Here is a 16658-nt window from a genome sequence, read left to right on the forward strand (position 1 = left end):
AGTTCCGCTCTCCCGACTCTTGACGATTTCGCTTCCGTATACGAAGAATGAGCCCACCTTGACAACGTTGTCTTGAGTTCGATCCCAGGAGGCGCATCCGCGTGAACCACCACCCGGCCGAGCTGAGCAGACGCCGATTCGCCCAACTGGGCGCCCTTACCGTGGCCTTGGGAGCAGCGTCGTCGCTCGGCTCCTCGTCGGCCGTCGCAGCCGACCGGTCGGGCGACCACCGGCCGGGCGGTAGCGGGCCGTCCGCTCCCGACGATGTCGCCGGCGCCTACTACCAGGCGCTGCTGACCCACACCCAGTGGTCCGAGACCCAGTGGGACGCCGCCAAGGGCTACTACACGGCGAAGGACTTCGGCTTCGCCGTCGTCCTCGGCAACGCCCTGCTGCTCACCCGCGGTACCTACGACGCCAAGAGCGCGGGTGTCGACGAGAAGACGCTGCTGTCCCACACCCTGGACACCATCAAGCACTTCGCCGCGTCCAACCGCCTCACCGGCGGTACGGAATGGGGCCGCACGCTCTTCTTCGACACCACGTTCCAGCTCTACTTCGTCCTCGCCGCGCGGCTGCTCTGGGACCAGCTCGACGACGCGACCCGCGCCAACGTGGACACGATCGTGCAGGCGCAGGCCGAGTTCACCACGGGTCTCGGCACGGGCAACGACCCCGCTTCGGGGACCTGGACGCCGAACGGCCTGACCGGCGGTTTCGTGGGGGACACGAAGCTGGAGGAGATGGGCGTCTACGCCCAGTCGCTGGCGCCCGGTCTCGCCTGGGCCTCCAGCAACGCGAAGTACCCGCAGTGGAAGGACGCCTTCGGCCGCTGGAGCCGCAACGAGACGGGGCTGCCCGCCGCCGACCGGGCCAATCCCGCCACGGTCGACGGCGTCCCGATCAGCGACAACACCGCGCAGAACCTCTACGACACGTTCATCGTCGAGAACCACGGCTCCTTCGGGCCGCACTACCAGTCCGAGTTGTGGCGTACGTCCGGACGCAACGCGGCGCACTTCATCACCGCCGGCCGCCCGCTGCCCGAGGTCCTGACCGCCCAGCCGAACGCCGGACTGCTCTGGGACACGCTGCTCACCGTGATGAGCGACTCCGGTGAGCCGCTGATGCCGATGGTCAACGACCGCGAGCACCTGTACGGCCGCGACGTCATCCCCGTCGCCTTCCTCGCGCAGGTGCTCGGGGACCGGGCCGCCGCCCGCGCCGAGGAGGCGCTGGCCGAGCGGCTCGCCGCGTACCAGGCGTACCCGCCGGTCAACCGGCTGACCAAGTTCTCCGGCGAGCCGAAGTACGAGCCGGAGGCCCGCGCCGAGGTCGCCATCAGCTATCTGCTGCACGAGTGGCGGGCCAAGCAGGGCAAGGCCGTACGCCCGCTCACCGAGAAGGAGTTGTTCGCGCAGGCCAGCGGTGTGCGGGACTTCGGCACCGCGCCCGGTCTCGTCGCGCACCAGACTCCCGCGGCCTGGGCCGCAGCCGTCAGCAAGGCGGGCTTCGTCAAGTTCGCCTGGCAGCCCGCCCACGACGACTGGCTGTTCGCCCTCGGCGGCGCCACGCCGATGTTCCTGCCGGTGGTCACCGGCACGCCGAAGGCCCGGTCCGCCGTCACGTACAGCGAACTGCGCGACGGTCTCGACGCCAGCGCCACGCTGCTCACCCTGCCCACCGGCTTCGCGGGATTCACCACGCTCCCGTCGGGCGCCGTCGTCTACGCGACGAGCGGTACGGGCTCGGGCGAGGGCCACCTCGAAGTGCACAACTACACCATGCCCGGCATCGCGGGGCTCGACGGCGGCCGTACGTACACCACGGCGGAGGGCAAGAAGACCGTCGCGGCCAAGGACGGCGGCTCCACCACGCCGCCGCCCGCCACCGGGCGCACGGACGAGGCGACCTTCACCAAGGCGTCCTTCCGGCACGTGCGGATGCTCGGGGTCTCGCCCGATCCCAAGTACGGCTACTCGCTGTACGCGATCGAGGTGCGCGACGGCGCCGACGGCACCGATCTCGCCCGGGGCGGTACAGCGACCGCGTCGTCCGCCGACACGGGCAAGGGCGCGCCGCTCGCCGTCGACGGCGATCTCGCCACGCGCTGGGCCGTCTCCATGGCCGACCGGCCCAAGACGGACAGTTGGCTCAGTGTCGACCTGGGGCAGGAGCGGGAGTTCGACCATGTCACCCTGCGCTGGGAGTCGGCCGCGGGCCGCGCGTACATCGTCCAGGGCTCGGCCGACGGCAAGACCTGGACGGACCTGACGCGCTACCCGAACGCCGATCTCACCAGCACCGGACGCTGGGTCTCGGTCGACGGCAGGGCGGGTCTTGTCGTGCGCGGGGCGAAGAACCCCATCGCCGTGTACGGCGACACGCTCGTCCTCTCCGACGGCCCGGCCGAGTCCGTGGTCGTCGAGGGGTACCCGGACGGCGACCCGGCGAAGGTGAAGGCGGCCGAGGCCCGCAAGGCGCCGACGTCCGCGCACGCCGATGTGCGGGCGAGCACCGCGGGTGGTCATCTCAGCCTCTTCAACCTGTCGGCCGCCGCCGTGACCACCACGGTCTCCGTGCCGCAGGACACCCGTTCGGTGCAGCTCTACGCGGGAACCCAGACGGTGACGGCCGCCGGCACCGACTACAGCGCCGTACTGCCCGCGGCGGGGGCCGCGGTCGCTCCCGCCCGCTTCGTCCTGCGCGCGGCCGGACTCGGGCGGGTGCCGACCGGGCTGCGCGCCGAGGTCGTGGACGCGGCCACGCTCAAGCTGACGGGTCCGTCCTGCCTGCTCGTGGTCACCACGCCGGGCGGCCGCACCACGCTCGCCAGTGTGCGTCGCGGACGCACCGAGCGGGTGTCCGTGTCCGGGACCGCCTACCCGCTCGCCGACGCGGCGCTCGGGCGCATCACCTTCCCGACGGCGCCGCTCCCGGACGGCATGTCCGACCCGGCGGCGGCGGTCGACGGCGACCCGCACACCTCGTGGACGCCGGGGGCCGAAGGCCGCATGGTGGTCGACCTCGGGGCGCCGACGGCGATCAAGGAGATCCGGGTCGGCTGGACGAGTGGCCACGCGCCCACGGCGCAGGCCGAGTTCAGCGCCGACGGGCTGTCGTACCAGGCCGCCGGCACCCTGCGGACGAAGGGGCAGAGCGCGACTCTCGCCGCGAAGGGCACCGCCCGCTACGTGGCGCTGAAGGTGCGGGGCAGGGGCGCGCACGACGCCCGTGTCGTGTCGCTGTCCGTGCTTCCGGCCTGAGCGGCGGCTGAACTTCCGGCCTGGGCAGCGTCAGGGCGCTCAGGCCGGGAAAGGCGGTGCGGGCCCGCAGACAGGTGCGGGCCCGCACCGCATCGCCGTACCGGGACGCCGATCCGCCGCGCATCGGCGTCCCGGGGCGGCGGCCTCCGACGGCTTTGCCGTCTCTTTACAACTCGGCACACCGCCGCCTCGTCTCTCCTCTCGATCCGCAACCCGGCCCGCTGCCGTACGAGCGCGGGCGGACCGACGAAAGAGAGCGATTCATGCGCCGAACTGTCCCCTTCGCCATGGCACTCGCGTGCGCCGCTGTGCTGGCGAGCACGGTGCCCGCGTTCGCCGACGGGCAGACCCCGTCCCCGAGCGCCGCACCGGCCCGGCCTTCCGACTCCGTGACCCAGGCGCCCGCCACGCGTGCGAGCGCGGTGCCGAGCGCCGCCCCGACCCGTCCGACCGACCGCGCGGGTGAGGTCTCCGTCGTACCGAGCGGTGCGCCCGACACCGGTGTCGCCACGGCGCCCGCCGGGTCGGGCACCACCGAGGGGCTGATCGGCGCGGGCGCTGCGGCGCTCGTCGCCGGCGGCGCCGCCGTGTTCGTGGTACGCCGCCGCCGGGCGACCTTGGCATGACCCCGCTCTCCAGGCGCGCGTTCGCCGCAGCGGCGCTGGCCTCGTTGCTGGTGAGCTGCGGCGGTCACGGCGAGGGGCGTGCGACGGACGCACTCCCCCGCAGTACGCCGCCGCCCGCGCGGCCGCCCGTGCGGCCTTCCGCGAAAGCGGTGCGTGCCGTGGGGCGTTCGGTCCCCGTCACCCTGCGGATCCCGGCCATCGGCGTCGAAACCCCGCTCATGCGACTGGGGTTGGCGCCGGACGGCAGTGTGCAGGTGCCACCGGTCACGGCCCACGACCGCGCGGGCTGGTACCGGCACTCACCGACACCGGGCCAGCGCGGTCCCTCGGTGATCCTGGGGCATGTCACCGTCGGCGCCTACGGGGACGGGATCTTCCGCCACCTGGCGCGGCTGCGGCGGGGCGACCGGATCGTGGCGCGCCTGGCGAACGGTACGGCGGCGGGGTTCGCCGTCGACAGCGTACGTACGGTGTCCAAGGCGGACTTCCCGACGGACGCGGTCTACGGGGACGTGGACCGGCCGGAGTTGCGGCTCATCACCTGCGGCGGTCCCCGGACCGGTGACGGCTACCGCGACAACGTGATCGTGTTCGCCACGCTCAACTCGGTCAGCCACTGAGCAGTCAGCCGCTGAGCAGTCGGCCGCTGAGCAGTCGGCCGCTGAGCAGTGAGCCACTGACCCGCCGCCCCCGTCCCCCCGGATCCCGGGCCGTACGCCACCGGCCCGGGATCCGTCCCCCCACCCTCACCCCCCACCACGCATCACGACCATGGAGAACGTTGAAACGGTCCCGCGAGAAGGCAGCGTCCGAACTGTTCGCCGCCGTCTACCCGCGCCTCGCCGGCTGGTGCCGCCGGCTCGTCGACGACGACGGGACGGCCCACGAGATCGCCTCCGAGGCGTTCACCCGGCTGTGGGCCCGCTGGACGTCCGTCGCCGAGCCGCGGGGCTTCCTTTACGTCACCGCCGCCAACCTCGTCCGGGACCACTGGCGCAAACTGGAGCGCGAGCGCAAGGCCGTGCACCGCGCCACCGCCGAGGCGGCCGTGCGTCCGCGGGAGGAGCAGGCCGACCCTTCGGTGCGGCTGCTCGTGCAGTCGCTGCCGGAACGGCTGCGCGTCCCGATCCTGCTGCACTACTACGCTGACATGCCGATCCGGGAGGTGTCCGTGCTGACCGGGCGCAAGGAAGGGACCGTCAAGGCCGATCTCCACGCGGCCAGAGAACTGCTCCGCGCACATCTGAGGAGAAGCCTTGACCACACACTCTGACGAGGGTCCGGAGTTCGAACCCGACGACCCGCTGACGTACATCCTGCGGCCCAGCTCCGACTACCTCGCCCCGCCGCCCGGCGGCTACCGGGCGATCCGCCGGAGTGCGGGCCGCCGCCGGCTGCTGCGTACCGCGGCCGGGATCGGTGTGTCGGGCGCGGTCGCCGCTGCCGTCCTCGTCGCGCTGCCGCTCGACCTGTCGACGTCGCAGCGGCCCGCGTCCCCGACGGTCCCGCTGGCGCCGCCGCCGGCGAGGAGACCCGCGCCGACACCGACCCTGCCCGCCGCACCGCCCCTGGTGACCCCGTCGGCGCGGCCAGGACCCGTGGATTCCGGCCCGTCCGACCGGCCGGGGACCGGCGCTACCCAGACCGCGAGCACGGCAGCCCCCGCCCGGTCCGTCACATCGCCGCCGGTACGCGGCAGCGCCTCCCGGCCGCGGGAAGTGCCGGGGCCCGGCGCCGCCGACCGCTCCGGCCGCTGACCGCCGGTGTGGCAGGTCCGCCGGTGTGGCAGGTCCGCCGATGTGGCAGGTCCGCATGCGCCCTCAGGCCAGGCGCTCCTTCTCCTCCTCGGTCCAGGTGCGGGTGTCCCGGGGTTCGACGTAGGGCTCCTTGCCCGCGGGGTAGCCGCCGGCGACCGCGCGCTGACGGGCCAGTTCGGCGTCGAACTCCAGGCCGAGCAGGATCGCCAGATTGCTGATCCACAGCCACACCAGGAAGACGATGACCCCGGCGAGCGTCCCGTACGTCTTGTTGTACGAGCTGAAGTTGGCCACGTAGAAGGCGAAGCCCGCCGAAGCGATCATCCAGAGCACCAGGGCGAGGAGGCTGCCCGGGGTGATCCATTTGAAGCCGCGGCCCTTGGCGTTGGGCGAGGCCCAGTACAGCAGCGCGATCATGGCCGTGACCAGGACGACCAGCACCGGCCATTTCGCGATCGACCAGACGGTCAGTGCCGTGCCGCCGATCCCCAGCGAGGTGCCGACCTGCTGGGCCAGGCCGCCGGTGAACACGACGATCAGCGAGCTGACCACCGCGATCAGCATCAGCACCACGGTGATGGCGACGCGGACCGGCAGCACCTTCCACACCGGGCGCCCCTCGGGCACGTCGTAGACGACGTTCGACGTGCGGATGAACGCGGCGACGTACCCCGAGGCGGACCACACGGCCAGCAGCAACCCCACCACGGCCAGGATCGAGCCGAGTCCGCCGTTGCCCTGCAACTGCCGTACCGCGTCGCTGACGATGTCCCGCGCCGAGCCGGGTGTGAGCTGCTTGAGGTTGTCCAGCACCTGGTCGCTCGCCGACTGCCCGGCGACCCCCAGCAGCGAGACGAGCACCAGCAGCGCAGGGAACAGGGACAGCACGCTGTAGTACGTCAACGCCGCCGCGCGGTCGCCGAGTTCGTCGACCTTGAACTCCTTGGCCGTGCCTTTCAGCACCGCCCACCACGAGCGCCCGGACAGTGCGGTGGGCTCGTCGGGTGCCCGCCGCTCGACCTGCTCGTCAGGCCCGATACTCATGCGTCCTCCCCGGTGCCCGGCCGGTCGTCGCGGTGCCGGTGGCCGGGCAGCATCTCCTGCGCCTTGGACTTCAGGCCCTGCCGGATCATGCCCATCCGGTCGCTGTCGCCCTTGACGATCGAGGAGGCGGCGGCCTCGATCTGGTCGAGACTGGCGTGCGGCGGGATCGGCGGCACGGCCGGGTCCGTACGGAAGTCGATCACGAAGGGGCGGTCGGCGGCCAGCGCGCGCTGCCACGCGCCTTCCACCTCACCGGGCTCCTCGACCCGTACGCCTTCGAGGCCGATGGACCGGGCGAAGTCCGCGTACCGGACGTCGGGCAGCTCCTGCGAGGGGAGGAACTGCGGGGCGCCGGTCATGGCGCGCATCTCCCAGGTGACCTGGTTGAGGTCCTGGTTGTTGAGCACGGCGACGATCAGCCGCGGATCCTGCCACTCGGGCCAGTACTTGGCGGCCGTGATGAGTTCGGCCATGCCGTTCATCTGCATGGCGCCGTCCCCGACGATGGCGATGGCCGGCCGGTCCGGGTGGGCGAACTTGGCGCCGATGGCGTACGGGACGCCGGGGCCCATGGTGGCGAGCGTGCCGGACAGCGAGCCGCGCATCGCGCCGCGCAGCCGCAGATGCCTGGCGTACCAGTTCGCCGCCGAACCCGAGTCGGCGGTCAGGATCACGTCGTCCGGCAGGAGCGCGTCGAGTGCGTGCACGACGTATTCGGGATTGACGGGCTCGGCGTCCACGGCGGCGCGCCGCTCCATGACCTCCCACCAGCGGGCGGTGTCCTTCTCGATCTTCTTGCGCCACTTGCCGTGCTTCTTCCGCTCCAACTGCGGCAGCAGCGCCCTGAGCGTCGCGCGGGAGTCTCCGACGAGGTTGACCTCGAACGGGTAGCGCAGCCCGACCATGAACGGGTCGATGTCGATCTGGACGGCGCGCGCCTGGTCGAACTCGGGCAGGAACTGGCTGTAGGGGAAGCTGGAGCCGACCACGAGCAGCGTGTCGCAGTCCTGCATCAGCTCGTACGAGGGCCGGGTGCCGAGCAGCCCGATCGAGCCGGTCACATACGGCAGTTCGTCGGACAGGACGTCCTTGCCGAGCAGCGCCTTGGCCACCCCCGCACCGAGTACGTCGGCCAGTTCCTCGACCTCGGCGCGGGCGCCGCGCGCGCCCTGCCCGATCAGGACGGCGACCTTCTCGCCCGCGTTCAGCACCTCGGCAGCGCGGCTGATCTCCTCGACGGCAGGCACCGGCGCGTACGAGCCGACGCCGAGGCTGGAGGGCACCATCTTGAACGCGTGCGTCGGCGGCGTGTAGTCCAGCTCCTGGACGTCGGCGGGGATGATGACGGCGGTGACGGTGCGCTTGGCGTAGGCGGTGCGCATGGCCCGGTCGATCACGTTCGGCAGTTGCTGGGGGACGGTCACCATCTCGCAGAAGTCGGACGCGACGTCCTGGTACAGGCTCAGCAGGTCGACCTCCTGCTGGTACGAGCCGCCCATGGCGCTGCGGTTGGTCTGCCCGACGATCGCCACCACCGGTACGTGGTCGAGCTTCGCGTCGTACAGGCCGTTGAGCAGATGGATCGCGCCGGGCCCGGAGGTCGCGGCGCACACCCCGACCTTGCCGGAGAACTTGGCGTAGCCGACCGCTTCGAACGCGGACATCTCCTCATGCCTGGACTGGATGAACGTGGGCTTGTTCGCCGCCCGCCCCCACGCGGCGAGCAGGCCGTTGATGCCGTCGCCCGCGTAGGCGAAGACATGGTCGACGTCCCACTCGCGCAGCCGCTGGAGGACGAAGTCGGACACCTTGATCGACACGGGTTGGCCTTTCGGTGCAATCGCGGGGCGGTGACGGAATCGTGGGGGTTGAGGACGCCGGGGGACGTATCCCGCAGTACCCGCGATTTCCAGGGCCTAACGCGCGCTCGCCCGGCCGGGGGCAGCGGACGGGGGTGAATAGTATGGGCAGTGGATGCGACGACGATCGGGCGTCGTTGCCGGAGGTGGACGCGATGGATCCCGGCGGTCTCGACGGGGACGACGAGAGCAGTACGCGCCGGTCCGGCGCGTACGCGCCGGGCGGGGCCGGCCCCGGCGGTCGCGACCGGCTGTTCCACGCGCTGGCCGTCGCGGTCGACGGACGGGACGCGCAGGAGATTCCCGCGGCGCTGTGCCGGGCGTGCGTGGACGTCCTCGACATCACCGGCGCTTCGGTCTCCCTCTCGGGCGGGCCCGAGGTGCGCACGTTGTGGTGGTCGAGCAGTCCGGTGGCCGAGGCCCTGGCCGAGGCGCAGTACACACTGGGGGACGGGCCGTGCCACAGCGCCCTGCTCCTCGCGGCTCCGGTGCTCGCCGGCGATCTCACCCAGGGCGTCGACGCGCGGCGCTGGCCCGTGTTCGCGCAGCGCGCCGTGGAGCTGGGCGTGCGGGCCGTCTTCTCCCTGCCGCTCGGCAGTGAGGCCATGACCGTCGGCACGCTCGACCTCTACCGGGAGCAGCCGGGCAATCTCAGCTCGCGTGACATGGCCTTCGCCTTCCCGGCCGGGGACGCCATCACGCTGGCGCTGATGCGGCTGCAGGCAGCGGACGCCGGCGCGGGGGCGGTCGGCGGACAGGACGTGACTTCCTGGCTGGACGCGGCGCAGAGCGAGCACGAGGAAGTGCACTACGCGACGGGCATGGTGATGGTGCAGCTCGGCGTAGATCCTCAGTACGCCCTGGCCAGACTGCGCGCGTACGCTTTCCTGGAGGGCCGGACGGTGACCGAGGTCGCCCGGGACGTCATCGCACACAGAGTGATCCTCGATGAATAGGCCCGTCACCGCGGCGCCGAAGACAGAGACGGTGGATCCGGCATGAGCCGCCAGCAGCAGATCTCGGAGGCTTTTGTCAGCCTCGCCGACACCTTCGCCCCTGGCGTGGATCCCCTGGCCCTGGTCGACCGGCTCGTCGACCACTGCGTGCGGCTCACGGGTGCCGAGGCCGCCGGGATCATGATGGTCACGGCGCGGGCGGGGCTGCGGACGATGGCCGTGTCCGACGACCGCGCCGATCTGCTGGAGATCTTCCAGCTCCAGACCGGCGAAGGCCCGTGCGTGGAGTGCCGGCGTGAGGGCCGGCCGGTGGACGCGGCGGATCTCGCCGAACACGAGGACCGCTGGCCGGGGTTCGTACCGCTGGCGCGTGCGGCGGGATTTCGCAGCGCGCACGCCGTGCCCGTACGGGTCAACAGCCAGGTGATCGGCGCGCTCAACCTGCTCGGCGCCGCGCCCGGCGCGCTGTCCGACGACGACCTGCGGCTCGCGGGCGCCTTCGCCGATGTCACGGCCGTGGCGCTGATGCAGTGGAAGGCGGAGCCGGTACGTCCGCAGGACGTCCTCACCCTGGTCCAGGCGGTCATCTCGGCGAAGGCGACCGTGGAGACGGCGAAGGGCATGCTCGCGGCCGACGGACTGCTGACCCCGGCCGAGGCGGCGGCCGCTCTGCGGGCGTACAGCTCGCGGCAGGGCAGCCGCCCGAGCGAGATCGCCCAGGAACTCGTGCACCGCACGCTCGACCCGGCCGCCGTGATCACGTCCCGGGGGGAGCCCCTCACCCCGGAAGCGGGCTGACGGCCCGACCGGGATTCGGCTAGGGCTCCGACAGGAGCCGGGTGGTCAGCGCGTCCCAGTCCACGCCCTGCGCCTCGGTCTCCCTGGGCACGGAGGCGTATGTACGGTCCAGCCAGCGCCGCAGCCCCGCGCGGTCGATCTCGAAGAGCGCGTACCCCTCGCTGGGACCGAGACGCAGCCGGAGCTGGCCCTCGGCTCCCTGGCCGGGCGACGGCCACGCCCGGACAGCTCCGATGCCGGAGAAGACCCGCAGACCCGAGCTGAGCAGTTCGCGCGAGAGGTGCCAGACGACCGGCGGGTGGCCGGCCGGGGTGAGGACCAGTGTCACGCCGAACGGGTCGGCGCTGTCGTAGCGGAACCGCGCGTGCACCGGGACTCCGGCGTCCGGCAGCCGCATCTGACGCGCCGTCGTCACCAGGTCGGGAGGCTCCTGACCGCCCAGGCGTGTCGCGGCGGACGTGGGGCATCGGGTCATGGAGCTTCCGTTTCAGCACGGCAGGACAGGGGCACCTTCTCGCGCGCCGTCGCCGCGCTGACCGCCGTAGGCGGAAGGCGATCAGTCTGCTGCCCCGGCGCGGCCGTTCCATACCCGTATGCCGGAAATTGTTCGCGCCGCCCGCGCGCTGCCGCCGACCGGCGGCAGCGGGGCGTGACGACAACAATCGAACAACTACCGCCCGCAGTCACCTAATTGCTCATATGATCTGAACGTTTCCGATCACTCCCGCCCCGGGAGCCCCACAATTTCGGGAAGGTTTCTATCTTCGTGGCCGTGGTTTGTGTGAACGTCAGAGTGTGGTCGCCGTGCTGAGCGGGACGGCCCGCCGGGCGGCCTGGTCAGTGAGCGTCGTGGTCGTGGCGGCGGGCTGCGCCGCCCTCGCCGGCTGGGCGTTCCCCGAATCCGCGCGGCCGCTGCTGGCCGGCTGCTGCGCGGCGGCGTTCGTCCTGGCGGTGGGCTGGGCGCTGTGGCTGCGCCACCGGCTCCTGTCGGTACGGGCGGAGTACCGGCGCGACCAGAGCACGGCGCAGGCCCGGGGCGCGGCGGTCGCCGCCCTGACGGCCGAGTTGCCGGCGGTCGTCGAACAGGTGCGTACGGGGCAGGAGTTGACCGGCCTCACCGGCAGGTTCGCGCGGCCCGACGCCACCGGCGAGACCTTCGCCAGGGACATGGACGCGCTGGTCGCGTGGTTCGCCGAGAAGGGGCCCGCGGAGGCGGTCCGCCAGGAGCGGGCCATGCGGGACGCGGTGATGGCGGCCTTCGAGGCCGTCGCCCGTACGGTCCATCAGATGGCGACGGTCCAGCAGGAGGTCCTGGACCGGGTCGAGCAGACGCTGAGCGATCCGCGGCTGATGGGCCCGGTCATGCAGGCCGACCACGCGGCGGCGCAGATGACCCGCAAGGCGCAGGTGCTGCTGGTGATGTGCGGGGTGTGGCCCGCCGTGCGGGAGTCGCGGCCCGTCTCGCTCTACGACTGCGTTCGCGGGGCGAAGTCCCGCATCCTGGAGTTCCAGCGGGTCTCGGTGCACGGCGGCGAGTCGCTGTACGTGGCGCCTCCCGTGGTGGAGGGGCTGATGCACAGCATCGCCGAACTCCTGGAGAATGCCACGGTGTACTCGCCCTCCTCCACCCAAGTCGTCGTCACGGTACGGGAAGTGGCGGCCGGGGCCGTGGTGGAGATCGACGACGCGGGACTCGGCATGCCGTACGACGTGCTGGAGCAGGCCACCGCGCAGTTGCGGGACGATCTGGACCTGACCCAGCTCGGCGCCGTACCCCGGCTGGGCCTCGCCTGCGTCGGACGCTGGACACGTGAACTGGGCTTCCGGGTGGAGCTTTCGAGCGCTTCGGCCTACGGCGGTACCCGTGCGGTGACGTTCGTGCCGCTCGCCCTGCTGACCGAGCCGGCGGCCGGCGCGGCGCCGGCCAGGCCGCTCGCCGAGGACAGCGGTACGGCGGTTCCGGTCGCGGTGGCCGCGCAGACCCCGGGCGGGCTGCCCGTCAGGCGTAGCCGTCGCCGGGGCGCGTCCGCCGTCGCCGCCCGGCCGACCGGCTCGGCCGACCCGCAGCCGCTGTCGGCGGCCGGCGAGGCGGAGGACGCCCCGGCCTGGTCGCCGGAGGCCGCCGCCGCCTCGATCTCCAGTGTGGTGGCCGGCACGCTGAAGGGCCGCCGGAGCAACGCGGCGGGCAGCGGGGACGGCAACGACAGCGACGAGACAGACGGCACAGCCGTGGACAGCGACGACGTACCTACACACGATGATGGAGGCCGGTCATGACCGGAATCGCCCGACTTCCCGACCTGGGTTGGATGTTGGAACCCCTGACCACGCTGCCCGGTGTGCGGCACGCCGTCGTCCTGTCCGAGGACGGGCTGCTCCGCGGCCGGTCGTCCGCCGAGTCGGCGCCCGCGCTGGGCAAGGACACCGCCGACACGCTGTCGGCGGCCAGCGCCGCGCTGGCGGCGACCAGCAAATCCACCGCCGCCCTGCTGTACGGGGAGGACGCCGCCGTACGGCAGGTGATGGTGGAGTCCGATCGCGGCTTCGTGCTGTTCACCTCGGGCGGTGTCGGTGCGCAGTTGGGGGTCGCGGCCGAACTCGACGCCGACATGGGGCGGGTGGCCCATCAGATGCAGGTGCTGGTCGTGAAGATCAACGAGCACCTGAGCAACCCCGCGCGAGAGCCGGTGAGCCCGTCGTCATGACGGAACCGCAGGAACGGACCGTCCCTGCGATCCGGCCCTACGTCATCACCGGCGGCCGGGCGGACGCCGAGGGGCCGACGCTGTCCTGGGAGTCCCTGGTGGTCGCCGTCGACCCGGAGCAGCCCGCCGGGGCGGCGGCGTTACAGCCGGAGCATCGCGACATCCTGGCGTACTGCCAGGGGCTGATCTCGGTCGGGGAGGTCGCGGCGTACATCGACCAGCCCCTGCCGGTGGTCCGGGTGCTGCTGTCCGACCTTCTGACCTGGGGTCTGATACTGACCCGTCCGCCCATTCGCCGGGCCGAACGCACCGACGTGAGCATGCTGCAAAGGATCCTGGATGGCCTCGAACAACAAATCTGAGCCGTCGTCGGGCGTCGGTGTCATGGAGAGCGGCGCGCCGGACCGGAGCACGACGGACGGGAGCGCGACGGACGGCGGCACCTCGGACGCGGGCGCACCAGGGGCGAGCGCGCCCGCGTATCTCGCGCCGGGCGTCGCCGGGGCGGCCAAGATCATGGTGGTCGGTCCGCTCGGGGTCGGCAAGACCACCCTGATCGGCACGGTCTCCGAGATCGCCCCCCTCCAGACCGAGGCGGCGATGACGCAGGCGGGCTCCCGGGTGGACACCGGCGGGCCCGCCGCGAAGACCACCACCACGGTCGCGCTGGACTTCGGCCGGATGACGCTCGGCGGCGAACTGGTGCTCTACCTGTTCGGCACGCCGGGCCAGCACCGCTTCCTGCCGGCCTGGCGCGACCTCGCCATCGGCGCGCTCGGCGGTCTCGCCCTGGTGGACACCCGCGATCTGAGCGCCAGCTTCGACGCCCTCGGGCATCTGGAGGACCTCGACCTGCCGTTCGTCGTGGCCGTCAACCAGTTCCCCGACAGCCCCACCCATCCGGAGGACGATCTGCGGACCGCGCTCGACCTGCTGCCCAGCACTCCCCTGGTGGTCCTGGACGCCCGCGACCGCACCTCCAGCGTCCGGGCCCTGATCACGCTCGTACGCCACCTCATCCACATCGACTCCGTCAGGGAGCTCGCGTGACCGCCACCCCCTCCGCCGTCCCACCGCACCAGCGGACACCGTCCGTCGACCCCGCGACGCCGACGCCGCTGTACGGGCCCGAGCTGGACGGCGACACGCTGCCCGCCCTGTACGAGGAACTGCGGCGCGTGCACGGCCCGGTGGCGCCGGTGATGCTCGCCCCCGGACTCGACGCCTGGCTGGTCCTCGGCCACAGCGAGCTGCTGCGGCTCACCCGGGAGGAGCACCACTTCTCGCACGACCCGCGCCGCTGGCGGCTCATGCGGGAGGGCAAGGTGCCCGCCGACTCACCGATCCTGCCGATGGTCGGCTACCGGCCCGCCGTGCTGTTCGCCGACGGCCGCGAGCACCGCCGGATGCGCCGGCCCGTCTCGCTCGCCCTGACCGGCGTGGACGGACACCAGCTCCGCCGTACGGTCGAGGCGGCGGCCGAGCAGCTCATCGCCGGGTTCGCCGACCGCGGCGAGGCCGATCTGGTGCTGGACTACGCCAGGAAGCTGCCGATGCGGGTCATCACCGGTCTGCTCGGTCTCGACGAGGCCACCGGGCAGGACCTGGTGCGGGCCATCTCAGGACTGTCGCGCGCCGACGCGTCGTCCGCCGGCTCCGGCAAGCGGATGGACGAGATCCTGTACGACCTCATCGCGGAGAAGCGGCGCAGGCCCGGCACGGACATCACGTCCGTCCTGCTGCGCCATCCGGCGAATCTGTCCGACGCGGAAGTACAGGCCAATCTGGTGTCGATCCTGGTGGCCGGCAACCAGACCGTCCTCAACTGGATCGCGACCACGCTGCGCATCATCCTGTGCGACCCCTCGTTCCAGTCCTCGCTGACGGGCGGCAGGCTCAGTGTCGACGACGCGCTGGACCTGGTCCTCTGGCGGTTCCCGCCGACGCAGAACTTCCCCGCCCGCTACGCCACCGGCGACCTGCGGTTCGGCGGTCAGGACATCCGTACGGGTGACATGCTCATCCTGGGGCTGGCCGGCGCCAACGCCGACCCGAGCATTCTGCCCGCCGACGGCGTCCCGGTCGTCGGCAACCGCTCCCATCTGGCGTTCGGCGCCGGGCCGCACGCCTGCCCGGCGCAGGACCCGGCCCGGCTGATCACCAGGGCCGCCGTGGACACCATCCGCCACCGGCTGCCCGACCTCACACTGGCCGTACCCGAATCGGAGCTGTCCTGGATCAACTCTCCCTGGAGCAGGGGGCTGCGCGCCCTGCCCGTCCGATTCACCGCCCCGCAACCGCACCTCGCACGGCAGGCAGGAGCACTCCGTTGACCTCGTCCCCCGCACCCGAACCGCCCGTGGACGTCCCGTACCGGATCGACCCGGCGGGCGGCTGCCCGCACGCCGCCAACGCCGCCCTTCTCGCCCGCGGCGGTGTGGCGCCCGTGGTCCTGCCCGGCGAGGTGCCGGCCATGGCCGTCCTCGGGCACGAGGCGCTCAAGGACTTCCTGGCCCACCCCGATGTCGCCAAGGGCGATACGCACTTCGCGGCGCTGCACGACGGGCGGATCCCGGAGGACTGGCCGCTGCGGGCCTTCGCGAGCGTGCAGGGCATGACCACGGCCGACGGGTCGGAGCACCGGCGGCTGCGCTCCCTCGTGACCGCCGCCTTCACCCCGCGCCGGGTCGAGGCGCTGCGGCCGAAGGTGACGGCGCTGACAGCCGAGCTGCTGGACGGCCTGGATCGGGTGGCGGCGGAGGGTGACGGCACCGTCGACCTGCGGCGGCACTTCGCGCTGCCGCTGCCGCTCGACGTCATCAGCGAACTGCTCGGCGTCGACCGCGAGCACCGGGAGCAGTTGCACGAACTGTCCAACCGGATCGTCAGCACCGATGTCAGCCCGCAGGTCGCGCAGGCAGCCAGCCGTGATGTGCTCACCGCGCTCGCCGCTGTCGTCGAAGCGCGCCGTGCGGCGCCCGGGGACGATCTCACCAGCGCCCTGATCGCGGCCAGCGAGCGCGAGGACGACCAGCTCAGTGAGGCCGAACTCGTCGGTACGCTGCTGCTGATGATCATCGCGGGGCACGAGACCACGCTGAACCTGATCGGCAACAGCGTCCGCGCCCTGTGCGCGCACCGCGACCAGTTGGAGCTGGTCCGCGCAGGACGGGCCACCTGGTCGGACGTGGTGGAGGAGACGCTGCGCTGGGACAGCCCCGTCAGCTACTTCCCGTTCCGCTACCCCACCCGCGACCTGACGGTGGCCGGGACCGAGATCCCCGCCGGCACCCCGGTGCTGGCCGCCTACTCCGCCGCAGGGCGCGACACGGCGGCCCACGGTCCGGACGCCGACCGCTTCGACATCACCCGGGGGGCCAACCGGCACATCTCCTTCGGCCACGGCCCGCACTTCTGCCTGGGCTCGCCGCTGGCCAGGCTGGAGGCGACCATCGCCCTTGAGCAGCTTTTTACCCGCTTCCCCGACCTGGACCTCATCCTCCCGGACGCCGAACTCCCCCGGCACGCCAGCTTCATCGGCAACGGCGTACAGGAACTGCGCGCCCGGCTGCACAGCCCGGCCCGCTGACGGTGCGCGCCGTGTGACAGGGTCGGCGGTGACCGAAGGCAGCAGAGGGTGAAGGGGA

General features: G+C 72.3%; 16 protein-coding genes. 13 read left to right on the forward strand and 3 right to left on the reverse strand.

From position 1 onward, the window contains the following. Positions 1 to 101: 101 nt before the first annotated feature. From ACZ63I_RS06520 to ACZ63I_RS06540, 5 genes are all read left to right on the forward strand, one after another. Positions 102 to 3266 carry a discoidin domain-containing protein gene (locus ACZ63I_RS06520; RefSeq protein WP_469335981.1) on the forward strand — a complete coding sequence of 1055 codons (3165 nt, stop codon included), beginning with the start codon at positions 102 to 104 and terminating at the stop codon, positions 3264 to 3266. A gap of 263 nt (positions 3267 to 3529) precedes the next feature. Then, the gene (locus tag ACZ63I_RS06525) at positions 3530 to 3892 is read left to right on the forward strand and encodes a sortase-dependent protein (protein WP_469335983.1); all 363 of its coding nucleotides are present in this window, start codon (positions 3530 to 3532) and stop codon (positions 3890 to 3892) included. Beyond that, positions 3889 to 4512 (forward strand): class F sortase, encoded by a 624-nt coding sequence (locus ACZ63I_RS06530; protein ID WP_469335985.1) that lies wholly within the window; start codon positions 3889 to 3891, stop codon positions 4510 to 4512. Before ACZ63I_RS06525 ends, ACZ63I_RS06530 begins: the two co-directional genes overlap by 4 nt. Positions 4513 to 4673: 161 nt before the next feature. Next, positions 4674 to 5165: an RNA polymerase sigma factor gene (locus tag ACZ63I_RS06535; protein ID WP_469335987.1), complete on the forward strand. Its 492-nt coding sequence runs from the start codon at positions 4674 to 4676 to the stop codon at positions 5163 to 5165. Continuing rightward, the gene (locus ACZ63I_RS06540; RefSeq protein WP_469335989.1) at positions 5149 to 5649 is read left to right on the forward strand and encodes a hypothetical protein; all 501 of its coding nucleotides are present in this window, start codon (positions 5149 to 5151) and stop codon (positions 5647 to 5649) included. Before ACZ63I_RS06535 ends, ACZ63I_RS06540 begins: the two co-directional genes overlap by 17 nt. Positions 5650 to 5712: 63 nt before the next feature. On the opposite strand, the gene ACZ63I_RS06545 is transcribed toward ACZ63I_RS06540, so the two are convergent. Continuing rightward, a complete protein-coding gene (locus ACZ63I_RS06545) occupies positions 5713 to 6693 on the reverse strand; it encodes a YihY/virulence factor BrkB family protein (protein ID WP_469335991.1) in 981 nt (326 codons plus the stop codon). Then, positions 6690 to 8507 carry a thiamine pyrophosphate-requiring protein gene (locus ACZ63I_RS06550; protein ID WP_469337012.1) on the reverse strand — a complete coding sequence of 606 codons (1818 nt, stop codon included), beginning with the start codon at positions 8505 to 8507 and terminating at the stop codon, positions 6690 to 6692. Before ACZ63I_RS06550 ends, ACZ63I_RS06545 begins: the two co-directional genes overlap by 4 nt. Before the next feature lie 149 nt (positions 8508 to 8656). Here ACZ63I_RS06550 and ACZ63I_RS06555 point away from each other — a divergent pair, with 149 nt between their 5' ends. Both ACZ63I_RS06555 and ACZ63I_RS06560 read left to right on the forward strand, forming a co-directional pair. Beyond that, positions 8657 to 9508 (forward strand): ANTAR domain-containing protein, encoded by an 852-nt coding sequence (locus ACZ63I_RS06555; protein WP_469335993.1) that lies wholly within the window; start codon positions 8657 to 8659, stop codon positions 9506 to 9508. A gap of 42 nt (positions 9509 to 9550) precedes the next feature. Further along, a complete protein-coding gene (locus tag ACZ63I_RS06560) occupies positions 9551 to 10306 on the forward strand; it encodes a GAF domain-containing protein (RefSeq protein WP_469335995.1) in 756 nt (251 codons plus the stop codon). Between the two features lie 19 nt (positions 10307 to 10325). Here ACZ63I_RS06560 and ACZ63I_RS06565 read toward each other — a convergent pair whose 3' ends face one another. Next, positions 10326 to 10781, reverse strand: coding sequence for an SsgA family sporulation/cell division regulator (locus ACZ63I_RS06565; RefSeq protein ID WP_469335997.1), 456 nt, complete (start codon positions 10779 to 10781; stop codon positions 10326 to 10328). Between the two features lie 320 nt (positions 10782 to 11101). Between ACZ63I_RS06565 and ACZ63I_RS06570 the strand changes: the two genes are divergently transcribed. The 6 genes from ACZ63I_RS06570 to ACZ63I_RS06595 are packed head-to-tail and all read left to right on the forward strand — an operon-like array spanning position 11102 to position 16600. After that, the gene (locus tag ACZ63I_RS06570; protein ID WP_469335999.1) at positions 11102 to 12583 is read left to right on the forward strand and encodes an ATP-binding protein; all 1482 of its coding nucleotides are present in this window, start codon (positions 11102 to 11104) and stop codon (positions 12581 to 12583) included. Beyond that, positions 12580 to 13011, forward strand: a complete 432-nt coding sequence (locus ACZ63I_RS06575) for a roadblock/LC7 domain-containing protein (protein ID WP_469336001.1) — start codon at positions 12580 to 12582, stop codon at positions 13009 to 13011. Before ACZ63I_RS06570 ends, ACZ63I_RS06575 begins: the two co-directional genes overlap by 4 nt. Then, the gene (locus ACZ63I_RS06580) at positions 13008 to 13373 is read left to right on the forward strand and encodes a DUF742 domain-containing protein (protein ID WP_041998874.1); all 366 of its coding nucleotides are present in this window, start codon (positions 13008 to 13010) and stop codon (positions 13371 to 13373) included. Before ACZ63I_RS06575 ends, ACZ63I_RS06580 begins: the two co-directional genes overlap by 4 nt. Then, on the forward strand, positions 13351 to 14061 hold the full coding sequence (locus ACZ63I_RS06585) for a GTP-binding protein (protein ID WP_469336003.1): 711 nt from the start codon (positions 13351 to 13353) through the stop codon (positions 14059 to 14061). The genes ACZ63I_RS06580 and ACZ63I_RS06585 overlap by 23 nt, the downstream gene beginning before the upstream one ends. Further along, positions 14058 to 15344 carry a cytochrome P450 gene (locus tag ACZ63I_RS06590; RefSeq protein WP_469336005.1) on the forward strand — a complete coding sequence of 429 codons (1287 nt, stop codon included), beginning with the start codon at positions 14058 to 14060 and terminating at the stop codon, positions 15342 to 15344. Before ACZ63I_RS06585 ends, ACZ63I_RS06590 begins: the two co-directional genes overlap by 4 nt. Then, entirely contained in the window at positions 15341 to 16600 is a 1260-nt protein-coding gene (locus ACZ63I_RS06595) for a cytochrome P450 family protein (protein WP_469336007.1), read from the forward strand. Before ACZ63I_RS06590 ends, ACZ63I_RS06595 begins: the two co-directional genes overlap by 4 nt. The last annotated feature ends 58 nt before the right edge of the window (positions 16601 to 16658 follow it).

The sequence above is a fragment of the Streptomyces sp. NPDC087906 genome, assembly GCF_055584925.1.